Origin of the sequence: Shewanella sp. 10N.286.52.E4, from assembly GCF_041468785.1 — a bacterium.
Lineage (GTDB): Bacteria > Pseudomonadota > Gammaproteobacteria > Enterobacterales > Shewanellaceae > Shewanella > Shewanella electrodiphila.
Window position 1 is genome coordinate 37,989 of record NZ_JBFRJJ010000009.1, and the last position, 21,284, is coordinate 59,272.

General features: G+C 40.2%; 24 protein-coding genes. 13 read left to right on the forward strand and 11 right to left on the reverse strand.

Going from position 1 to position 21,284, the window contains the following annotated elements; translation table 11 throughout:
* Nucleotides 1–3: 3 nt before the first annotated feature.
* From lptE to lipA, 13 genes are all read left to right on the forward strand, one after another.
* Complete coding sequence (gene lptE, locus AB4153_RS04865) at nt 4–498, forward strand: LPS assembly lipoprotein LptE (RefSeq protein ID WP_303518363.1); 495 nt, start codon at nt 4–6, stop codon at nt 496–498.
* Nucleotides 498–1,529, forward strand: coding sequence for a DNA polymerase III subunit delta (gene holA, locus AB4153_RS04870; protein ID WP_371996538.1), 1,032 nt, complete (start codon nt 498–500; stop codon nt 1,527–1,529). The genes lptE and holA overlap by 1 nt, the downstream gene beginning before the upstream one ends.
* A gap of 35 nt (nt 1,530–1,564) precedes the next feature.
* Nucleotides 1,565–2,236: a nicotinate-nucleotide adenylyltransferase gene (gene nadD / locus AB4153_RS04875; protein WP_303518366.1), complete on the forward strand. Its 672-nt coding sequence runs from the start codon at nt 1,565–1,567 to the stop codon at nt 2,234–2,236.
* 99 nt (nt 2,237–2,335) lie between these two features.
* Nucleotides 2,336–2,665: a ribosome silencing factor gene (gene rsfS, locus AB4153_RS04880; protein ID WP_102528089.1), complete on the forward strand. Its 330-nt coding sequence runs from the start codon at nt 2,336–2,338 to the stop codon at nt 2,663–2,665.
* Nucleotides 2,665–3,135 carry a 23S rRNA (pseudouridine(1915)-N(3))-methyltransferase RlmH gene (gene rlmH, locus AB4153_RS04885; RefSeq protein WP_055025767.1) on the forward strand — a complete coding sequence of 157 codons (471 nt, stop codon included), beginning with the start codon at nt 2,665–2,667 and terminating at the stop codon, nt 3,133–3,135. The genes rsfS and rlmH overlap by 1 nt, the downstream gene beginning before the upstream one ends.
* A 93-nt stretch (nt 3,136–3,228) precedes the next feature.
* The gene (mrdA, locus tag AB4153_RS04890) at nt 3,229–5,085 is read left to right on the forward strand and encodes a penicillin-binding protein 2 (protein ID WP_371996540.1); all 1,857 of its coding nucleotides are present in this window, start codon (nt 3,229–3,231) and stop codon (nt 5,083–5,085) included.
* Nucleotides 5,082–6,194, forward strand: coding sequence for a rod shape-determining protein RodA (rodA, locus tag AB4153_RS04895; protein WP_102528091.1), 1,113 nt, complete (start codon nt 5,082–5,084; stop codon nt 6,192–6,194). Before mrdA ends, rodA begins: the two co-directional genes overlap by 4 nt.
* 80 nt (nt 6,195–6,274) lie before the next feature.
* Nucleotides 6,275–7,285: a lytic murein transglycosylase B gene (mltB, locus tag AB4153_RS04900; RefSeq protein WP_303518324.1), complete on the forward strand. Its 1,011-nt coding sequence runs from the start codon at nt 6,275–6,277 to the stop codon at nt 7,283–7,285.
* A gap of 16 nt (nt 7,286–7,301) precedes the next feature.
* Nucleotides 7,302–8,117 (forward strand): septal ring lytic transglycosylase RlpA family protein, encoded by an 816-nt coding sequence (locus AB4153_RS04905; protein WP_371996585.1) that lies wholly within the window; start codon nt 7,302–7,304, stop codon nt 8,115–8,117.
* A 253-nt stretch (nt 8,118–8,370) separates the two neighbouring features.
* Nucleotides 8,371–9,549: a serine hydrolase gene (locus tag AB4153_RS04910; protein ID WP_102528093.1), complete on the forward strand. Its 1,179-nt coding sequence runs from the start codon at nt 8,371–8,373 to the stop codon at nt 9,547–9,549.
* 162 nt (nt 9,550–9,711) lie between these two features.
* Nucleotides 9,712–9,978 carry a DUF493 family protein YbeD gene (ybeD, locus tag AB4153_RS04915; RefSeq protein WP_102528094.1) on the forward strand — a complete coding sequence of 89 codons (267 nt, stop codon included), beginning with the start codon at nt 9,712–9,714 and terminating at the stop codon, nt 9,976–9,978.
* Nucleotides 9,979–10,071: 93 nt separating this feature from the next.
* On the forward strand, nt 10,072–10,722 hold the full coding sequence (gene lipB / locus AB4153_RS04920; RefSeq protein ID WP_102528141.1) for a lipoyl(octanoyl) transferase LipB: 651 nt from the start codon (nt 10,072–10,074) through the stop codon (nt 10,720–10,722).
* A 1-nt stretch (nt 10,723) separates the two neighbouring features.
* Entirely contained in the window at nt 10,724–11,689 is a 966-nt protein-coding gene (lipA, locus tag AB4153_RS04925) for a lipoyl synthase (protein WP_248954396.1), read from the forward strand.
* 68 nt (nt 11,690–11,757) lie between these two features.
* On the opposite strand, the gene AB4153_RS04930 is transcribed toward lipA, so the two are convergent.
* The 11 genes from AB4153_RS04930 to AB4153_RS04980 all read right to left on the reverse strand — a co-directional run bounded on the left by AB4153_RS04930 (nt 11,758) and on the right by AB4153_RS04980 (nt 21,017).
* Nucleotides 11,758–11,976, reverse strand: a complete 219-nt coding sequence (locus tag AB4153_RS04930; protein WP_371996542.1) for a DUF6500 family protein — start codon at nt 11,974–11,976, stop codon at nt 11,758–11,760.
* A 164-nt stretch (nt 11,977–12,140) separates the two neighbouring features.
* Nucleotides 12,141–12,569, reverse strand: a complete 429-nt coding sequence (rimI, locus tag AB4153_RS04935; RefSeq protein WP_371996543.1) for a ribosomal protein S18-alanine N-acetyltransferase — start codon at nt 12,567–12,569, stop codon at nt 12,141–12,143.
* A 220-nt stretch (nt 12,570–12,789) separates the two neighbouring features.
* The gene (locus AB4153_RS04940; protein ID WP_371996544.1) at nt 12,790–13,134 is read right to left on the reverse strand and encodes a hypothetical protein; all 345 of its coding nucleotides are present in this window, start codon (nt 13,132–13,134) and stop codon (nt 12,790–12,792) included.
* Nucleotides 13,135–13,308: 174 nt separating this feature from the next.
* Nucleotides 13,309–15,090, reverse strand: coding sequence for a diguanylate cyclase (locus AB4153_RS04945; RefSeq protein ID WP_371996546.1), 1,782 nt, complete (start codon nt 15,088–15,090; stop codon nt 13,309–13,311).
* Between the two features lie 14 nt (nt 15,091–15,104).
* The gene (locus tag AB4153_RS04950) at nt 15,105–15,380 is read right to left on the reverse strand and encodes a hypothetical protein (protein ID WP_303518341.1); all 276 of its coding nucleotides are present in this window, start codon (nt 15,378–15,380) and stop codon (nt 15,105–15,107) included.
* Nucleotides 15,381–15,422: 42 nt separating this feature from the next.
* Nucleotides 15,423–16,244, reverse strand: a complete 822-nt coding sequence (locus AB4153_RS04955; RefSeq protein ID WP_303518344.1) for an SAM-dependent methyltransferase — start codon at nt 16,242–16,244, stop codon at nt 15,423–15,425.
* A 105-nt stretch (nt 16,245–16,349) separates the two neighbouring features.
* Nucleotides 16,350–16,847 carry a GNAT family N-acetyltransferase gene (locus AB4153_RS04960; protein WP_303518347.1) on the reverse strand — a complete coding sequence of 166 codons (498 nt, stop codon included), beginning with the start codon at nt 16,845–16,847 and terminating at the stop codon, nt 16,350–16,352.
* 92 nt (nt 16,848–16,939) lie between these two features.
* Nucleotides 16,940–17,383, reverse strand: coding sequence for a GNAT family N-acetyltransferase (locus AB4153_RS04965; protein ID WP_303518350.1), 444 nt, complete (start codon nt 17,381–17,383; stop codon nt 16,940–16,942).
* A 24-nt stretch (nt 17,384–17,407) separates the two neighbouring features.
* On the reverse strand, nt 17,408–19,159 hold the full coding sequence (locus tag AB4153_RS04970) for a pepsin-like aspartyl protease (protein ID WP_371996547.1): 1,752 nt from the start codon (nt 19,157–19,159) through the stop codon (nt 17,408–17,410).
* 465 nt (nt 19,160–19,624) lie between these two features.
* The gene (locus tag AB4153_RS04975) at nt 19,625–20,035 is read right to left on the reverse strand and encodes a TetR/AcrR family transcriptional regulator (protein ID WP_102528104.1); all 411 of its coding nucleotides are present in this window, start codon (nt 20,033–20,035) and stop codon (nt 19,625–19,627) included.
* A gap of 124 nt (nt 20,036–20,159) precedes the next feature.
* The gene (locus AB4153_RS04980; protein ID WP_102528105.1) at nt 20,160–21,017 is read right to left on the reverse strand and encodes a GGDEF domain-containing protein; all 858 of its coding nucleotides are present in this window, start codon (nt 21,015–21,017) and stop codon (nt 20,160–20,162) included.
* Nucleotides 21,018–21,284 lie beyond the last annotated feature (267 nt).

Genomic DNA, 21,284 nt, shown 5'->3' on the forward strand with positions numbered 1-21,284 from the left:
GTGATGCTAATAAAACGCATTAGCTTGGCAATGATGGCACTGGTTATATTAACCACTGCAGGTTGCGGCTTTAAATTACAACGCAGTTATTCTATTCCAGTCGAACTTGAAGAATTGCATTTAAGCACCAACGATCAATACAGTGAACTGTCACGTTTAGTCAGCGATCGCCTACGTATTCATGCTATTTCAACGGTTCCAGCATCAGATACCACGCCTACCCTTAGACTGGTAAATGATTCTCTTGAGCGTGCAACACTGTCTCTATACCCGACAGGTAACGTCGCTGAATACGAACTTATTTATTTAGTGAATTACTCACTCACACTACCTGAGTCTGAACCACAAATATTCCAAACAGAAATTCGTCGTGACTATCAAGACGATCCACGTACAGCATTAGCAAAAAGTCGTGAAATGGAAATGTTGGTCAAAGAAATGCGTATTCAGGCCGCCGACAATATTATTCAAACTCTGGCCTCCATTGAGGTGAATTAATGCGGGTTTACCCAGATCAAATAAGCCAACATCTTAAAAACCCTCAAGGCTGTTACTTACTCTTCGGTGATGACCCATGGCTGATTGAAAACTGTAAAGCACAGATTCTAACGGCGGCTAAAAAACACGGATTTGATGAACGTGTTCACCTAACCCAAGAAACCGGTTTTAGTTGGAATGATTTGATTCAAGAGTGGCAATCCATGAGTTTGTTTGCCAGTCGCCGCATTATCGAACTCACTCTACCTCAGGCAAAACCTGGCACTGAAGGTTCTGCTGCATTCATTTCGATGATGCAAAACCCCAACCCTGACATCATCTTATTAATTCATGGGCCTAAGCTTTCTGCTGAAACAAAAAGTAAGTGGTTTAAAACTCTCGATGCAGCAGGCATTTACTTACCTTGTACTACGCCAGAAGGTAAGCAATTTCAGCGTTGGTTAGATAACCGTATTAGTCATTACAAGTTACACGTACAGATGGATGCAAAAGCCATGCTGTTTAACTTGTTTGAAGGTAATTTGCTCGCAGCAGAACAAGCATTACAATTACTGCAGTTACTTAGCCCTAATGAGCCAATTCATAGTGATCATTTAACTGATTATTTTGAAGATCAATCTCGCTTTACCGTGTTTCAACTGACAGATGCCTTACTGGGTAATCATCAAAAACATGCTCAGCATATGGTGGTGCAGCTCAATGGCGAAGGCACTGCAATGCCAATTTTGATGTGGGCGCTATTTAAAGAGCTTAATGTATTACTCAATCTTAAGACTGCTGTAGAACAAGGCGCTCAACTAAATAGTTTATGGCAACAACATCGGATTTGGGATAAACGTAAGCCATTATACCAAGCGGCTTTAACCCGCTTAACCCTCAGCCAAATTGAACACATGCTGGCCTTTGCGTCAAAAATGGAAATGAACCTTAAACAACATGGTATTGAAGATTGGACTGCTATGAGCCACTTATGCTTACTGTTTGATCCTAATGCTCATCGGCGTTTAGCGCATATAGAACTGCAAACATGAGCCCCATTTTGAGCAATAGTCATCATCGAGCAGGAATGAAAATTGGGTTATTAGGTGGCACCTTTGACCCAATTCACTTCGGTCATATTAAACCCGCTATAGAAGTTCAGCAGCAACTTGGGCTCGATAAAATTTGGTTAATGCCCAATCATATTCCACCGCACAAACAGACTACCCAAGTCAGCAGCCAACACCGCTTAGCGATGGCTCGACTTGTTTGCCAGCAATATGACCATTTTGAAGTGTGCGATATTGAAATTAATCGCGATACGCCGTCATATAGCGCAACGACACTGGAACTGCTAACACAACAATATCCTCAGCATCAGTTTTATTTCATCATGGGCACTGACTCGTTCATCAACCTACCGTCTTGGTACCAGTGGCAATCCATTTTTAATTTATGTCACTTAGTTGTCTGTCAGCGTCCAGGTTGGCAATTAGACAAAAACAGCCCGATGGCGGATTTGTTAATTCAAAATACAAAAGTGCCCGCATTAGCTAAAACGGGAAAAATATTCCCTGTCGATGTTAGCTTGCAGGATATTTCCTCAACAGAAATTCGTCGTTTCCTCAAAAATGTCCCCTTTGAACAACAAAAAACAACGCACAACACGAAAGTATTTGTTAACACAGAGATCGCTAATATGCTGCCCTTTGTGATCCAACAATACATTTGTGAGCATCATCTGTACCAAAATAAGTAAAAGCGATTTTAGATGCTTAATTGAACACGGCTTCAATTGCGCTAGCTAGGGTATTTTGCGTATAATGCTCCGTTATTTTTACATATTGAGGTAAGTGACGTGCAGAGCACGGAATTAAAAGATTTTGTTGTCGATAAGATCGACGACCTGAAAGCCAAAGACGTTGTGGTACTAGACGTGGCAAACCAATCACACATTACTGATTACATGGTAATTTGTTCTGGTACATCAAAAACTCATGTTCGCGCTATTGCAGAAAACATGATTGTTGAAGCTAAAACTGCTGGTAACCAACCATTAGGTGTTGAAGGCCGTGATAGCAGTGAATGGGTACTCGTTGATTTAGGTGGCGTAATTTTACACGTGATGCAGCAGCAAACACGCGAATTTTATGACCTAGAAAAGCTATGGACTGAAAACGACGCCTAATGAAGTTACAACTGATTGCTGTTGGCACTAAGATGCCAGATTGGGTCACCCGCGGGTTTGAAGAGTATCAACGTCGTTTCCCTCGAGATATGGCGTTAGAACTCATCGAGATCCCTGCTGGGAAGCGCGGTAAAAATGCTGATATAGCACGCATTCTTCAAAAAGAAGGCGAACTTATGCTAGCAGCTGTGCCCAAAGGCAATCACATTGTAAGCCTAGATTTGCCAGGCAAGAACTGGGAGACTCCCCAGCTTGCTCAGCAACTCAGTAAATGGCAACTTGATGGCCGCGATGTCAGTTTGTTGATTGGCGGTCCTGAAGGCCTTGCACCTGATTGCAAAGCTGCCGCTAGTCAAAGTTGGTGTTTATCAGCCCTCACGCTACCCCATCCATTAGTTCGCGTTTTGGTTGCAGAAAGCCTTTACCGAGCATGGAGCATAAATAACAACCATCCCTACCACAGAGAATAAGCCTAATCGGTAAACCTCTGGTAAAAGTGAAGTTAATTCAGCTAATATAGCTAAGCTGAATTTGTCAGCCTGAACCTATCGGAGAAAGCTTAAGTGTCGCCAAAAAAGCGCATTGCCATGCACGACCACGCTGCCGAGGCGTCGCTATTCAAACGTCGTGCTTTGTTTACTTTCCTGTGCGTGTTTATCCTAATCAGCATATTGCTTTCCAACTTGTATCAGTTGCAAGTTGTCTCATTTCAAGATTATGAAACTCGCTCAAACGATAACCGTATCCGTGTTGTACCTGTAGCACCAAGTCGTGGACTTATCTATGACCGACACGGTCAGTTACTCGCTGAAAACCAACCATTTTATACTCTTGAAGTTATTCCTGAAAAAACCAAAGACATAAGCGCATCACTAGATAAACTTAACGAGTATATTGAATTAAGTGCAGATGAGCGTGAAACTATCACTGAAAGACTTCGCTATCATCGCCGCTTCAAACCATTGACGATTAAATCTCGCCTGACTGAAGAGCAAGTTGCTACCTTCAGTGTTAATCAACATCAGTTCCCAGGTTTTAGAGTCGAAGCAGGCCTTAAACGCCATTATCCCTATGAAGGTCTCATGACCCATGTACTGGGTTATGTGGGTAAAATTAATGCCCGAGATAGAACCTCACTTGAAAAATCAGGCCAATGGAAAAATTATGCTGCAACCAATGACATTGGTAAGCAAGGCATTGAAAAATACTATGAAAGCCTCTTGCTTGGAAAACCAGGGCATTTAGAAGAAGAAGTGAACAACCGTGGCCGTGTTATTCGCACTTTAAAAGCCACGCCGCCAACACCTGGGCAAGATATCTACTTAACTTTAGATTTAAAACTGCAACAAAAAGCCATGGAATTACTCGATGGACGTCGTGGTTCAGTGGTGGCAATCGATCCCCAAGATGGTGGTGTACTTGCCATGGTATCAAGCCCTACCTATGACCCTAACTTATTTGTCCATGGTATTAGTTCAAAAGCCTATAGCGCATTATTAAATGATAAATCTAGACCGCTTATTAACCGTGCTACTCAAGGGCAATATTCTCCAGCTTCAACCATTAAGCCCCATGTCGCCTTGTTAGGCCTCGAAGAGAAAGCCATTACAGAGAAAACCCGCATTTGGGATCCTGGCTTTTGGCAAATTCCTAACGTTGAACGAAAGTATCGTGACTGGAAACGCTGGGGCCATGGCTGGGTTGATGTTTATAGCTCTATCATGGACTCTTGCGATACGTTTTTTTATGACCTTGCCTACAAAGTCGGTGTCGATAAAATGGCAGCCTTTATGTCCAAATTTGGCTTTGGTGAGCCAAGTGGTATCGACATTTATGAAGAAGCCAATGGCATTATGCCGTCCAAAGATTGGAAACGCATGCGCTATAACCAGCCTTGGTATATTGGTGACACCATTTCAGTGGGTATTGGTCAAGGTTATTGGACCACAACGCCACTACAACTAACCAATGCAGCCACTATTTTGGCTAATCGTGGTACACGCTTCACACCGCATTTGCTGAAATCATTCAAAGATGAAACCTCTAAGATAGACACCCCAATTGATGAACGAGAACCCATCAGCCTAAATGATGATAATAATTGGGAAATTATTAACGAGGCGATGCGCCGCACAGCGCACAAATCGCGCTTTACTGACGCCACATACACTGCCGCAATGAAAACCGGTACAGCTCAGGTATTCAGTGTTGCGCAAGATGAAAAATATGATTCAGACACGATTGCAGAGCATCTTAGAGACAATGCATTAATCATTGCTTATGCCCCTTATGAAAACCCTAAAATAGTCCTCGCAGTAGTGCTAGAAAATGCCGGTTGGGGCGGCGTTAACGCAGGCCCTGTTGCCCGCGCCTTATTGGACGAATATATGTTACGTGACGAATGGAAGGTGGCAGAATGAATGCCTCACACCACCCCCATAAAAAGAATATTTGGCAAAAATTACACATAGACTTACCTTTGCTTCTCGGCTTATTAGCCTTAATGGTATTCGGGCTATTCGTAATCTATTCCGCCAGTGGTGAAGACGCAGCCATGATGGAAAGACAGCTAGTACGACTCAGTTTGTCTTTGTTTGTCATGTTTGTTTTTGCGCAAATAAATCCTGAAATATTGCGGCGTTGGGCACTGCCTATTTACATAGCAGGCATCATATTACTGCTTGGAGTACACTTTTTTGGCACCATTAACAAAGGGGCACAGCGCTGGCTAAACTTAGGTTTTATGGAGTTCCAGCCATCAGAGCTGATTAAGCTTGCCTTCCCTATTACCATGGCGTGGTATATCAGTAAATTTCCACTGCCGCCTAAAAAACGTCATTTAGCCGGTGGATTAGTTATCTTATTAATCCCAACCTTATTGATCGCCAAACAACCTGATTTAGGTACCTCAATCTTGGTTGCGGCATCTGGTGTTTTTGTATTGTTTTTATCAGGCATGAGTTGGGTTATTGTCGGTTCCTGTGTCGCTGCAGTTTTGGCATTACTGCCGATATTGTGGTTTTTCTTAATGCATGATTATCAGCGCACACGGGTCATGACATTATTTGATCCTGAGCGAGATCCCCTAGGCGCGGGTTACCATATTATCCAATCAAAAATTGCAATTGGCTCTGGTGGTTTATGGGGCAAAGGTTGGCTACAAGGTTCGCAATCTCAGTTAGAGTTTTTACCTGAAAGGCACACCGACTTTATTTTTGCAGTGGTTGGTGAAGAGTTTGGCCTAATTGGTAGTTTAATCTTACTTGCACTTTACATGTATATTATTGGCCGTGGGTTAGTGATTGCATCTCGTGCACAAACCAGTTTTGCAAGGTTACTTGCAGGCAGTATTACCTTAACCTTCTTCGTTTATATTTTTGTGAATATAGGCATGGTATCGGGCATTTTACCTGTTGTTGGTGTACCGTTACCTTTAGTCAGTTATGGTGGTACATCAATGATGACCTTGATGATTGGTTTTGGCATATTAATGAGTATTCATACTCATCGACGATTCATAGACCGTTAAGCTTTACGCTGTATATTCGGCTTTAGGCAGGTTACAAATAATGCCAATATGATAAAACAAACATGACAAAAGGATTGTTAATGCATTTAAAAACGACATTCGCTGCTGGTTTAGCCTTACTACTGAGTTGCTCAAGTCTCCAAGCAACTGAGATAAACACCGCGGACAGTTCAGAAGTGACGGCGCTCAAGCAGGCCTTTATTAGTGACCAAGTAAATAAAGGGTTCTCAGAGCAAGAAGTCAAAGATTTCCTCGCAACAGCAAATCATAATCAAGCTGTGTTAGATGCAATATCTAAACCTTGGGAAGCTAAGCCTTGGCATCAATACTATCCCATTTTTCTGACTGACAAACGCTTAGAAAAAGGCTTGGAATTTTGGCATGACAATGCTGAAACCATCAACAATGCTGCAGATAAATTCCAAGTAGACCCGCAAATCATTGTGGCTATTATTGGTATCGAAACTTTTTATGGCGGCTATATGGGCAACTATAAAGTCCAAGATGCGTTATACACCTTAGGGTTTTATTACCCACCAAGAGCGACTTTTTTCCGCAGTGAATTTGGCAACTTAATGTCATTGGTTAAAGAAGAACAATTAGATAATGACAACCTAAAAGGTTCTTACGCTGGTGCTATGGGCTTTGGCCAATTTATTCCATCAAGCTATCGCCATTACGCTGTTGATTTCAGTGGCGATGGTCGTCGTGACTTATTGAATAATAAACAAGATGCCATTGGCAGTGTCGCTAACTACTTCCACCAACATGGTTGGCAGCGCGGCGCACCTGTGACGCTAGAGCTTAACCACACTGTAGATACAGCACCAAAAGCCAAAGTGTGGGTGAAAGGAAAACCAACTCAAACCGTTGCCGACATTTTAACGCCAACCTTGAGCCTTGCAAAAGCGAAAGACATCGATGCATCTCAACGTGCTTTACTCGTGAAATTGGATCAACCAGAAGCGACAGAATACTGGTTAGGCTTAAATAATTTTTACGTGATCACCCGTTATAACCGCAGCCCGTTATATGCTATGGCGGTTTATCAGTTTAGCCAACAGTTAGAAGCCGCTTACCATGCTAATTAATCTGATTAATTCATCAATGCTAAAAAGAACGATTTTGAGCATCAGCACATTAAGCTTACTGGGGCTACTGAGTGCTTGTTCAAGTTCATCTTCTACTAGTCAAGATGACCGTTATCAAATGAAAAACGATCGCGCGCCGCAAAGTGCTCCAGATGTGAGTAAAGTTGAAGATGCGCATCCTAAATACGAACCTTATAGCCGCCAAGGTAATAAACGCACCTATACTGTCCGTGGTAAATCCTACACTGTGATGCCGAGTGCCAAAGACTTTAGCCAAAGTGGTTATGCTTCTTGGTATGGCTCTAAGTTTCACGGTCATTTAACTTCCAATGGCGAAACCTACGACATGTATTCTATGTCTGCGGCGCACAAAACTTTACCCTTGCCTAGTTACGTTAAAGTCACTAACGAAGCGAACAATAAGCAAGTGATTGTACGTGTGAATGATCGCGGCCCGTTTCATGAAGGTCGCATCATAGATTTATCCTATGCCGCCGCTTATAAACTCGACATGCTTGGAAATGGCACCGCTAAGGTGAATATTGAAACCATCCACATTGAATCACCCGAGTCGATGGCATTGGATGAACTCAAAGATGACAGTGTGCATATCATCCAAGTGGTAGCCTCTAAAGATCAAGTAAGGATCAATGTGCTCGCCAAAGAGCTTGAAGCAAAATATAAAGTGCCAGCTACTGTTGAGTCTGCTAATGGTTTTTATCGCTTGTTACTTGGCCCCATTGGTCAAAGTTATCTTGCGAATAAATTATTGCTGCAAATCAAACAAGATGGCTACCCACAAAGTTATTTAAGAGCGCCAACAAAAAAGTAGTCGCGCTTAATTCAACTTTGTAATCAAATTTAAAGATTGTAAATATGACATCCGACTTCAGTTAATAACCTGTGTTAAGGAACCTTAATGCCAAATTGAGGTCGACTAATGGTATAATCTTTTTAATTATGTCGTATCACTATGTAAATCAGCTAAAGTAGTTAGCTACTTTTTATTTAACCAGCTGTAATATAGATAATAATTGATAAACGACCTTACTTCTTTCACGACTGACCAGAGATGTGCAAACTCAATGAAGAATATTGTTAACACTCCGCTTAAATCTTTGCTGCTGCTTTCCGCTGTATCTTTATCTTCTCACGCAGCCAATGCACCCATGGTTATGCCAAATGCACCAACAGTTGCCGCTAAAGCTTACGTTTTAATGGACTACAACTCAGGCCGTGTTATCGCTGAAAGCAATGCCTACGAATCGCTAAACCCTGCCAGCTTAACTAAAATGATGACCAGCTATGTGATTGGTCACGAAGTTAAGGTAGGTAATATTTCACTAGAAGATGAAGTGACCATCAGTAAAAAAGCTTGGTCTAAAAACTTCCCAGACTCTTCTAAAATGTTTATCGAAGTTGGCAAGAAAGTCACTGTAGAAGACCTTAACCGTGGCATCATCATTCAATCAGGTAACGATGCTTGTGTTGCAATGGCTGAGCATATTGCTGGTACAGAAGATGGCTTTGTTGATTTAATGAATTCATGGTCAAAGCAGCTTGGCATGACCCAAAGTTACTTTGAAAACTCTCATGGTTTAGATTCAGACAATCACAAAACCACGGCTTATGACATGGCTTTGTTAGGCGCAGCCTTAATCCGCGACGTTCCTGATGAATACCGTGTATATTCAGAAAAATCGTTTACGTTTAACGGTATCAAACAATATAACCGTAACGGTTTATTGTGGGATAACAGCCTTAACGTTGACGGCATTAAAACCGGTCATACTTCAGGCGCTGGTTATAACTTAGTTTCTTCAGCAACCAATGATGGTATGCGCTTAATCACCGTAGTGATGGGCACAAACAGTGAATCAGCGCGTAAAGCTGAAAGTAAAAAACTGCTTAACTATGGTTTCCGTTTCTTTGAATCAATCACGCCGTATAAAGCGGGTGATACTTTTGTCACCCAGAAAATCTGGTACGGCGATCGTGAAAACGTTGATTTAGGTGTAGTAACTGATACGCCTATTACCATTAACCGTGGTCAAGCGAAAAACCTAGAAGCAAACTTCGAGCTAACTAAACCACTAACAGCGCCATTAGCTAAAGGCGAAACTGTAGGCCGTATCTTCTTCCAACTTAATGGTAAAGATATTGCTGAGTTCCCACTTGTTACACTTAATGAAGTTAACGAAGGTAGCTGGTTTAGCAAACTGATGGATTACTTCAAGCAAATGTTTGAAGGCTGGTTTAGTTAATCAGTACCAGTAGAGAATCTAATAATTAAAGCTACCTTCGGGTGGCTTTAATTTTTTATGCTTAGGATAAATGCATAGACTCTGTGTTATAAGCCTTGTATTACAGTATAATTACCCCATATAGAACAGATAGCACATATTACAACTGCAGAGAGCAAACACATGTTAGAAACAAACTTTGGCGAACTAATGGAATTTCCGAATTCTTGCCCATTCAAAGTGATTGGTACTGCCGATGATACCCTAGCGGATCGCATTGTTGCAGTAGCGCAACAGCTTGCTCCAGGTGACTATGCACCGACTGTGAAAGCATCAAGCAAAGGCACTTACTATGCGATTTCAATCCGCATTACTGTGACCAGCAAAGAGCATATCGAGCAGGTTTATACCGACCTTGCGGCAATCGAAGGCGTGAATCGCGTACTTTAACCATGAGCAAAATGTGATCAAGCTAACACTTTGATGTCATTTTGCTGCTAGGTGCGTATAATAAGCCAACTTTTTTGAGGGGAGAGGTTGCCCTTGCAAACTCAAGCGTTACACATCAGACATCTTGGTCGCCAAGATTACGAATCCGTATGGCATGCAATGCAGGCTTATACCGATAATCGTGACAGCGAAAGCAACGATGAATTATGGATTGTTGAACACTCGCCCGTATTCACCCAAGGCCAAGCAGGCAAAAGCGAGCACATCCTTAATCCAGGTGATATCCCAGTGATCCAAGTTGACCGTGGTGGCCAAGTGACCTATCACGGGCCGGGCCAGTTAGTTGTCTATCCACTTATCGACATAAAACGCGGTAAACTCGGCGTCAGACAGTTAGTTAATAACATTGAGCAAAGTATTGTTGATATGCTGGCAATGTATGACGTTAACGCCTATGCCAAAGCTGACGCTCCCGGTGTCTATGTCGATGAACGTAAAGTTGCCTCACTAGGGCTTCGCATTCGTAAAGGCTGCTCATTTCATGGTCTAGCACTTAACGTCGATATGGACTTAGCACCGTTCCAACGCATTAACCCTTGCGGTTACGCGGGTCTTGAAATGGTGCAATGCAAAGCATTAGGCGGCCCTCAAACCGTTAACGATGCTGGCGACAAACTGATTCAAACATTAAGCAAAGTATTGGGCTACCAAGAACTTGTACATCATCAAGGATTAGCAGAATAATATGAATAGGCCTGAAAGATTACAACCTGGTGTAAAACTGCGTGATGCCGAAAAAGTCGCACGTATTCCAGTAAAAGTGGTTCCTTCTGAAAAGGAAACCATGTTACGCAAACCAAACTGGTTACGCGTAAAGCTACCTGCATCAAACCAGCGTATTACTGAGATTAAATCAGCATTACGTAAAAATGGTTTGCACTCAGTTTGTGAAGAAGCATCGTGCCCTAACCTCGCTGAATGCTTTAACCACGGTACAGCCACCTTTATGATCTTAGGTGCTATCTGTACTCGTCGTTGCCCTTTCTGTGATGTTGCCCATGGTCGTCCGCTTAAGCCAGACGCAGCCGAACCTAAAAAGTTAGCTCAAACCATCAAAGACATGAAGCTTAAGTATGTGGTTATTACCTCAGTGGATCGTGATGATTTACGTGATGGCGGCGCACAACATTTTGCAGATTGCATCCGTGAAATCCGCGTACTTAACCCTGAAATTAAAATCGAGATTTTAGTCCCTGATTTCCGTGGTCGTATTGATGCAGCGCTCGATATTATTGCCACTGAGCCACCTGATGTGTTCAACCATAACCTTGAAACTGCGCCTAAGCATTACCGTAAAGCGCGTCCTGGGGCGAACTATCAATGGTCATTAGATTTACTGAAACGCTTTAAAGAGCGTCACCCTGATGTGCCAACAAAATCTGGCTTAATGATGGGTTTAGGTGAAACTAACGAAGAAATCGCAGATGTGTTACGTGACTTACGTAAACACGATGTTGAAATGCTCACTCTAGGTCAGTACTTACAGCCGTCTAAGTTCCATTTACCGGTTGAACGTTACGTGCCGCCAGCTGAGTTCGATGCATTAAAAGACTTGGCTGATGAACTTGGCTTTACCCATGCAGCTTGCGGCCCCTTAGTTCGCTCAAGCTACCATGCAGATTTACAAGCTCAAGGTAAAGAAGTGAAATAAGCTTTTTCCCTCGTAAAAAAACGGCGCTTTATGCGCCGTTTTTATTTGCCTAAATAAAACGACTCAAGTTACAAACCGCTTTCAACCATGGCTTTAATCTCTTTTGCCTTAACAAAATGATCAAGTCGATGAGTTTCAATCCACCAAGTAGCGGCTTCCATCAATAGCTCAGGATTGTCATTTTTGTTGGCAAAAAAAGCATAAAAAGATAAACCAACATTATCGCCTTTTGAGGCTATTTTCTTATCGCAAACTTGAATAATCTTAGCTCTTAATGAGTCTCTCATTTTTATCCTTATATTAAAGTGGCTTTTACATCGGTAAATGCATTAAATCACTGCTCAAGAAATAGTTAACAAGCTAAGGCATAGCCAATAAGTTAAAACAAAGTCAAAGACAGTCATAGAGAGTCATAGAGAGTCATAGAGAGTCATAGAAAACCAAAGAACATCTAAAGCCTGTAATCCATTAGAATCGCATCTTCACGACCCGACTCAGCAGGGTAATAGCCTGTTCTACGACCTGACTCTACAAAGCCCAGTTTTTGATATAAGCCTATTGCCGCTTGGTTAGACTGACGCACCTCAAGCATGACAATCACAGCCTCCTGCTGTTTTGCATCACTAATAATATGGTTCAGCAAGTGTAAACCTAAGCCTTTACCTTGAAACTGCGGATTGATGCAAATATCTAACAAAGTCAGCTCATCAACTATTTGCTGCACTATCGCAAAACCAATAAGTTGTTCACCTTCGTAAGCACCAAAAACGCGATACAGGCGGCCAAAACAGTCTTCTAGATTGGATAAGCTCATAGGGTGACTGTGAGCCTGGTTTTCAACACTAGACATCTCAGCAGCGTTTTCAGGGCTAAGAGGCATAATCACTATAGAATTCGAGGGAGAGCTTGTTTCTGACATAGTTTTTAAAATAGGTTTCTTAAAATAGATTTCTTAAAATAGTTTTTTTTTAAAAAATAGTTAACTGTTACCACTGTTGAAATCACGATTAAGATGGCTGTAAGCTGGCTATAAAGATTAGAAATCTCTTTATCCGAACTGCTATTTACCAAAGCGGTTCTTTATCAAAATAAGGATTTAATTAGGCTGCGGCTTTAGCAAGGTGTTGGTATATCTGTTGCCATAATTCGCGCTTAGCTTGATGACCTGTTTCAAGAGCTGCTAATGGTGCAGATACCAGCCAAGCGACTCTAGGGCGCACCTTTAATTTGCGCATATCCCAGACCACTTGCATTCCTTTGACCATCTCAGTATCAAATTCGCAATCGTTCAGGTCTACACTCAGTAACCCCAAAACCTCTAGGACAATGGCATGCTGAGAAATATCAGTATCAGAATCTTGAATAATAAGATAAGGCTTACCTTTGGCATCAGCACTGCGCCAACGAGATACACCCATTGCATCTAAATAAGCTGATTTATCCAAACTGGTCTCCAAAATGAGTAAGTGAACGCATAATTTCTTGATAAATAGAATAACAGTTCACTACTCGATTTGTTACTCAAAAATAAAGCGATTAACGCTTTGGGCGCAATCGCTTTATCTGTAAACGGCTTATCTCTTGTGACATTAGCCTTATGGCGTTAAGTCAGTGTAAAACTAAATAATCACCGAGCAAGATGCTTTAGAAGCAAGTACATCGGCATAGTTACATACTTTATTACGGCCAGTGCTTTTAGCTAGATACATGGCATTGTCTGCATGACCTGTTAGAGCTTCAACACTGTAACCAGATTGCACACTGTCAGTGACCCCAAAACTTGCAGTAATAGGGAATGTGTAACCGCTTGGGCTGCTATCAATATTGGCAATCGCCTTGCGATAATCTTCAGCAATCTTTAATGCCGTAACGGCATCGCAACGAGACAAGATAATACAAAATTCCTCCCCGCCTAAGCGAGCAAAAATATCATTTGTACGGCCTATATTCATACAAGTACGAGCAACATTTTTAAGCACCCAATCACCACATGCATGGCCATAGTTGTCATTGATAGTTTTAAACTTATCCAAATCAAACAGAATACAGCTGATATTGTCTTGATTAACTTGGCAAGCTGACATCGCATCTTGCGCTGCCGTATTAAAATGGCCACGGTTATAAATTTGGGTTAACGAATCAATTTGAGCAAGGTGTTTTAAGCGTTTTTGGTTTCTGTTCGAGCGAATAGCCGCAATGGCCAACAAACTGATCACCATGATCAGCAAAGCCATAAACAAACGATTATTTTCAGTTTCACTTTCGGCTAAGCGCTGACTAGCCTTTAATAATTTATTTTGTTTGTTGAGTAGTTCAATTTGGACTTTTTGCTCGACGGCTCTGTGCTGAGCTAATTGGAAGGCGAGGTATTTGGTTTTGAGATCGTCAAAGTATGACTTTTCGGCTTCAGCAAATTTTATATAGTAATTTAATGCGGCTTCAAAAGCCTGCTCCCTTACTGCAACTTTATACAATACTTCATAAGCAATCATTTCGGTATCTGAGTTGCTAATACTAGGGATTAGAGCGATTGACTTTTCGCCATAAAAAAATGCTTTTTCGTATTCACCTAAATTTAGATATGCTTTGGCCAATAATGAATTAAAAATCGCCATCACAGGTATATAATTAACAGTCTCGACGTCATTGATATTGTTTAGTAACAACTTAATTGCTTCATCATCGCTTCCATTTTTAATGTGTAATTTTGCAATAAATGAATTAGTTAAATTATACCAAACACTTTCTTCACTAATTAAGCATGATTTTAAAGCTTGACTGATTTCAATTGACTCAAGGTTAATCTTACTAAGATAAAATTTTGACTCTACTATTTGATGCTTTACGATACACTGGTTTCTATCTTCTATTGCTAACATATCTATTTGGTTCGCATAATTCAAAGCTAACTCATACTGACCAATTTGATTATAAAACATAGCAGTTGCGAAAATCCCAAGCTGACTGACCTCGCTATTTTCAATTAAATGTAAATTTTTTAAATTCTCTTCAAGGTAAACTAAGCCTTCACTCCATTCTTTTGTATATGAAAATATATTAACTAATGATAAATTTGCCCTAAATTTCAATTCCGTAGAAACCTGAGACTTACTGATACTTTCCCAAATTCTTTGTGCTTGATTAAAATCTCCTTTAAATCCTAACTGATATGCATACAAGTACCTATAGTAGTTACTTTGCTCTGACGTAAAATCACTTTCAAACGTTTTTAGATAAGCAAGTAAATGATTAAACTGCTTAGGTTGTTGACTTCTAACCTTATCGGCCTGCTTCAATAAAATATCGATATCAGGCATATCTGTATCAATAATTTTTTCTTGGGCAATTGAATAACTGGATAGAAGTAATATTAAAGCTATACCGTTCAGCAATTTAATCATCTATAAAGACTCTTTTAAACAAATTCTAATTGACTTGCTTTTTCTTCTGTTGGTTTATCTTCCTCATCGTCACCGTCTTTATCTTCATCTTCCTCAGCTGGTAATAATCCGCAAACTAGCTCAGCTTGAACATTAAGCTGTTCAGTCAGTGAATATACATCTTTAGATAACAAGGATTTTTTTAGTTCTAAACTTAATTCAGACTGTTCAATGGCTTCATTGTAATCTACAGCAGCAGCAAGGTTGGCATCTTGCCCTATACGTTCAAGTAAACTTATAATTTTTGACATTACATTCCCTTCATTTTTAAGTTGTTGTTAAATAATGTTTTATCAGACGACTTCTGTATTGGATAATTCAGAATTCATGTGCGAAAATTTGAGTTCAATTTCAGCTAATCGGTCGAGAACCTTTTTGTTTGGCTTCATTTTTTGACTAGGTGGGATCACTAACGTGGTATGCATATATATTTCAGCTTCAGCTAAATCTGCAATGGACAATGACTCATTTCTTACCGTATCAATTGGTAGCACAGCAGCTTCGTACAAAATAACCTGATGATCTAGTGGATATACTTCTGAAAGTAGCTCAATTAGTACTTGTCTATGCGCTGCACCAGTTGAAAATTTTGCCAGAGATTTATCACCGGCCAAACCGATTTGCCATAAAACTAAATAACATGAGGGGTCATATTGACGCTTGTAAAACATGAACTGACTGGCTTCAAATTGTTGACAACCAAAACGACCTGGATCAATGGCCAAATCAGCAATTAAACAATCTTCTGCTGAAATGCCTGGTACCATACGCGCTTGATAACCTTCAGCTTTCGCCATCGCAATAGACTTATGCGGTGCTTGAGCAAATACCCCAGGGTGGCCATAAAAAGCACCAACCACTTTTTTACCCGCTCTAACTTCAGTCATCATCGCATCAACCATTTCATTATAAGTAATCTGCCGAGACTTACCTTCTTGGTAATACTTTTGTAAACTGCGAACGTCCGGATGCATTTCTTGTAGCCAAAGCTCAGTGATACCGTGCGACACAGCAGAAAAAACCACATCAGCTTGTTCTATATAACTTTTACTGAGCGGACATATATGAGCACCGAGTGTCATTCCTGTGCCGACACAAGCTAAACTTCCTGTCATTAATTTACTCTCATCATGTTATTACAATGTAAACTCACCTAAAGCAGTAAATTAACAGCTATTGTTACAATTTGGAATGCAATTGTTAATTTCAGATTTTCTTTTTTACTGCCTAGCTGAGTCAATGGAAAAATGTGACTGCTCAGCCTCACTAATTTTAACAAAACCTACAGCTAAAATACCCTTTACAGCAGGGAGATTTTTACTATCACAAAAGGTATCTATTTGGGGCAAATGTAGCTCGTTTAAGCCAAATTCGATCATACGTTTGAACAGTTCAACTGCATAACCTTTGCCATGGACTTCTTTAATTAAAATCAAGCCAGCTTCAGCATTTTTTTGTTTTTTACTAAAAATTATGATTGACTGAATACCTAATTTCTCTTGAGTTTGTTTATCAATAATCACCCAAATGATCTGTCTAATATCATTAGTCATATCCACATTTAACGCGGCATTAAAAAACTCTTCTGCTTGAGTCATACTAAAAGGCGCAGCGATGTGTTTCATAACATTGGGATCACGATATAAACTAATAAAAAACTGTTCATCCTCAACTTGAAGCGGTCGCATTGAAAACCTTTCGCTTTCAAAACTCATCATATTAATCTACCGTTTTTAAATTCAATAATTAACCTAAACCCAACCAAGCAGTCACTCCATAGAAGCTCTGGCTGTTATCTCATATCCAGAACTCAGAACTCAGAACTCAGAACCAATTTAATTGCAGATTTATTTTCAACAGAACAGCTAGCATGAATAACTTTGAACAACAGGTTATTTAAACCATGAAAGACCATCCATATTAATGACTCTTTTGCGAAGCCTTTACAGTGATAACCTTGCTCTAAGATTAGCCCTGCTATAGCACTATTTTTATCAGTGGGGTGCTTTGATAAACTTTGTATACCAATAATTTTATCAGTCATTAAATCAACAATTGCCCACACTTTTTGTTTAAAAACATCTCGAGTTGAGAATTCCATAGCTCGCTCAAATGTTAACTCAGCATTAGCGAAGTCAAATGGCTCCGCTATATGTCGCATTATCTTAGGATCTGTATATAAGCTTACAAAAAAGTCCTTATCTTCTTTCTGCAACAAGCGCATCTTCAATCGTTCAGTTTCAAACTCATGCATATAACTTTCCTTGAGAATAGAGTATCAATCTCTTTGCTCTGCAAATCGAATCACGCCTGTTTCGTGGGCTGAACGATCAAAAATTACGTAATAATCATTAAGCAGCGGTGTGCCTAATAAGCATTGATTTGGCCAACGAGGTAGCTGACTCAATATTTTAAAACACGCTTTACCAGGACTTGGCGAGTTCAGCTGCCAATAATGTTCTGGCTTACAACTGATAGTTATCGCTTTATCAATCACTTCATTTTCTTTATCAGGACATTCGTTGGTGATTTCACCATCAAAGGTGAAGTGCAGTGTTGGCCAATGACTCAAATCATTGGAGTGATGACCCGTCATATCACCGCCTTTAAATAGTTCAGTCATATCAATCCCCTCTTCTTGCAAGCGGATATCTTTAAACGGGGTGACTAACTCCACAAACGCTTCTGATACATTGCTAAAGCCTTGCAACATAGCTTCATACAATAAGTTGGTTAGCAAAATTCCTGACACCCCAGTATCAATAATGGCGTTACTTTTATGGGAAGGAATGTATTTTTCTTGCAAAGCTGGGGCTGCGACAGGCGCTTGGTCGCCGACACTCATGGAGTACAATTTGACGTTGTAATAGCGATTATGAATAACATCAATGGTTTTAAACTTTCCCTGATACAACTCGGTATGCTCTTTGCCACCACCTAAAATCAACCAACCTTTGTTAAGTGGATCGGCTGCGATTTGCTCTTGGGTATAGTCATCTTTAGCAATATGAATACTTGAGCGCTTTGAATGAAAAGCAAAACGATTGTTGGTTAAACCGCTATTGTTAAGGCGGGTAAAATACGGCACAACGGTCTGTTGCGGCTGCTTTTTAAGAAACTTTCGAAAGCGTTTTAAATCTTCGCCGCTAAAGCGTTCTTGCTCGTCAGCTCCATCACAACTCTTCGCGTCATGATCACTATGTGCTGGGCACACTGAGTTAGGTTCTAAAAATGGCCATGGGAAAGTCGATGCAGGCTTAATTTCATGTTGTTCAATATAGGCAGTTAAATCGTAGCTCTTGTTCAAGCCATAATAAGCAAGACCCAGTATTCCATCTGCATCAGCAAAGGTTTTTTGATGCTCTAACGAGGGTACAATTGCTACAGGGCAGCCTTCTAAATCAAGCGGTTCATGAGCGAGGTTAAGATGCGGCACATGGGTTGTCGTATTTTTATCTAGTGAATCTTGCGCTAACAAATCATCTTTAAGCCCATCTTGGCTGACACTCACCTTGGTATGCACTAATGGCCCATCCCAACCGCCTGCACCATAAATCACTTGCTGAGCAAATGGGCCAGATTGCAGTAGCTGATCATCGTGCGGTCTATAGACCTGCTTTTTAACCACTAAAGTACTGCTGCCTGTATCAACGATTAGATTTGCAGGACGACCTTCACTTCCAAGGTGCATTTGCACACAGTAGCCACCTTTAGCATACACATTGACTAGAGGCAGTTTCACTGTTCTAGGCTTAATGGCTTCTGGCGTTAGTGATGCTAGAGAAGCTAATTGTTCTTGTGCTTGCGTTTCTGTCTGTTCTACTTCTGATGCTTGTCCGTCACTACTGCATGAATTTAGCGTGTCATCCAAGTGCTGCTGCATTTGGTTATGATGATGACAATGACCTAATAGGTGTTGATGGTGATCGTCATTAGAAGCTTTTAGCGCGGCTTGTTGATTAAGGGCCTGCTCTTGAGCAATTGATGCCTCATCAAGTTGTTCAGCTTGTGGATTTTCTTGCTTACTCATGCAATTGTTGCTTCCTTGCTATTGATAACCAGCTATAAAGCCGCAGCTATCAGTAGAATTTTTGCCGTTTATATACATTAACGGCTTAACCTTATTCACCTAAGGCCGTTACTTTAAATTAACACCAATACCTTTGTCACTCATTCATATGCTTAAAAGAACATTTTTTAATCATTCAGATTTATTGAAGCGATTAAAATTGGGACTTTAGTTAACCGGCATAATAAAAGGAGTACATTTAACAGCTAAAATAGCTAAAGGGAATTAACTTAGAAAAGGAACTAATGAAAGGAAGCTAAAGTAAGGAAACTATTTCAGATTAATATCTAAACTTAAAAAATATCACAAGATGATTTGGGTTTGAGAGAATACATACAAAATTGCATTGCAACAGCCTGATTAGACTTTTGCTTTGGCTTTAGCCTTATGCCACATTGACAGAGGTTATCAAAACGATGAAAAGGTTTAAGGATGGTTGCGCTTTCGTTCTAGCTCGAGAAACTCGAAGCCGCGCTTTAAGAATTTGAATTCTTCTTTTTCAGGTAATAGTGTTATCAATGATGTTAACTCAGCAAAAATATGCTCAAGTGCTAATCGGTCTTTGTCTTTTAAATGATTAAAAATCAGCGGTCTTAATACCATACTGAAAATCATTGCAAAGTCTTCAAAACGTTGCTCATTAATGGCTGTGATATTCATTTGAACTTCTTCGATACAAAGCGCGGCTAAAATTTCATTTTTATCACGGAAATTTTGGTAACAACAGGCTCTAGATAACCCACAAGCCCTAGGGACATCCGACATTGAAAAGTTAATCACACCATGCTGTTTGATTAATTCTTTTGCTGCATTCAGGAGTCGTTGCTCTGTTGTCATAGTGGTCTCTGTAACACTTATATTTGTACAGTATATAACAACTGACTTTGCACTTGTATAGCCGCTAGTCTAGTCACTTAAATAGTCCTCTAGAGAACTTGAATTTTATCATATTCAGGTCCTACTAAAAACTAGACTTATCAATATCTAAAGCATACTTGGGAAATTGTGATGAGGTTAAATGTGGCTGAAAATACTGATGTGAAACTTCATTACGCTTAGCAGAATACATCGCAATATCGGCATTTTTCATCAGCGACTTTCTATCCTGCCCATCCTTGGGAAATTGGGCAATCCCAATGCTAGCACCAATAACAATCATGTGCCCAGAGCATGGAATATCAACGAGTAGAGCTTGTTCGATTTGTTTGGCTATTATTGAGATATTGCGATCCTGAGCATCAGGAATAATAATGGCAATCTCATCACCGCCAATTCTTGCAGCAAGTGCATCTGCTGGTAACACGCTGTCTATACGTTCAGCCACAATCTGTAAAACTCTGTCACCTTCTGAATGACCAAAAGTATCATTAATCATTTTGAAATTATTAATGTCTAACATCATGCAATAAAACGTCTCAGGTTCTTTTGCAATGAATTGATCAATACTACGATAATACTGTTGACGGTTAGGTAGCCCTGTAAGCAAATCATGATTAGCTTGATGGTTTTTTTCTTGCAGTAAATTATCCATATTCTCGATTGTTTGCTTGCTCAAACGTGTCACCAAATAAACAAACCAACCTCCGGCAAAAAAGATCCCTGCGACAACCAATTGAATAAAATTAACGGTTTCCTGAGCCTTCAATAATAATGATAAATAGCTAAAATAACTCACAATAAACAATGCGATTAGCATCAACAGGGTTAGCCAACCTTTGCTGCTAAATTGAGAATAAGCACAAATTTGATATGCAGGCTTTAAGGATAAACTCAGTCCAATTAACCCTAAAAGTACTAATATTGACGCGCTTAACCCCATAACCTCTCCACTTGCCTTTGCTTAATACTGCTTCTCAACTTTTTGTCTAAATCTTTTTTGTTTACACTTTTTGCCTAAACATCATGATTTAAATCAAAATACCGTTATTGTACTTAAATAGTCACTCGCTTGAATATTACACCAGTAACATTAGTAGCAAGTCGTTTAAGACATTTCTAGTGTAGCAGTTATCACGTTAGTTGCTTGCCATTCACCTGCTTAATGAATCTGTCGATTACGCATTAACATGTTTATTTCACTCTCGTT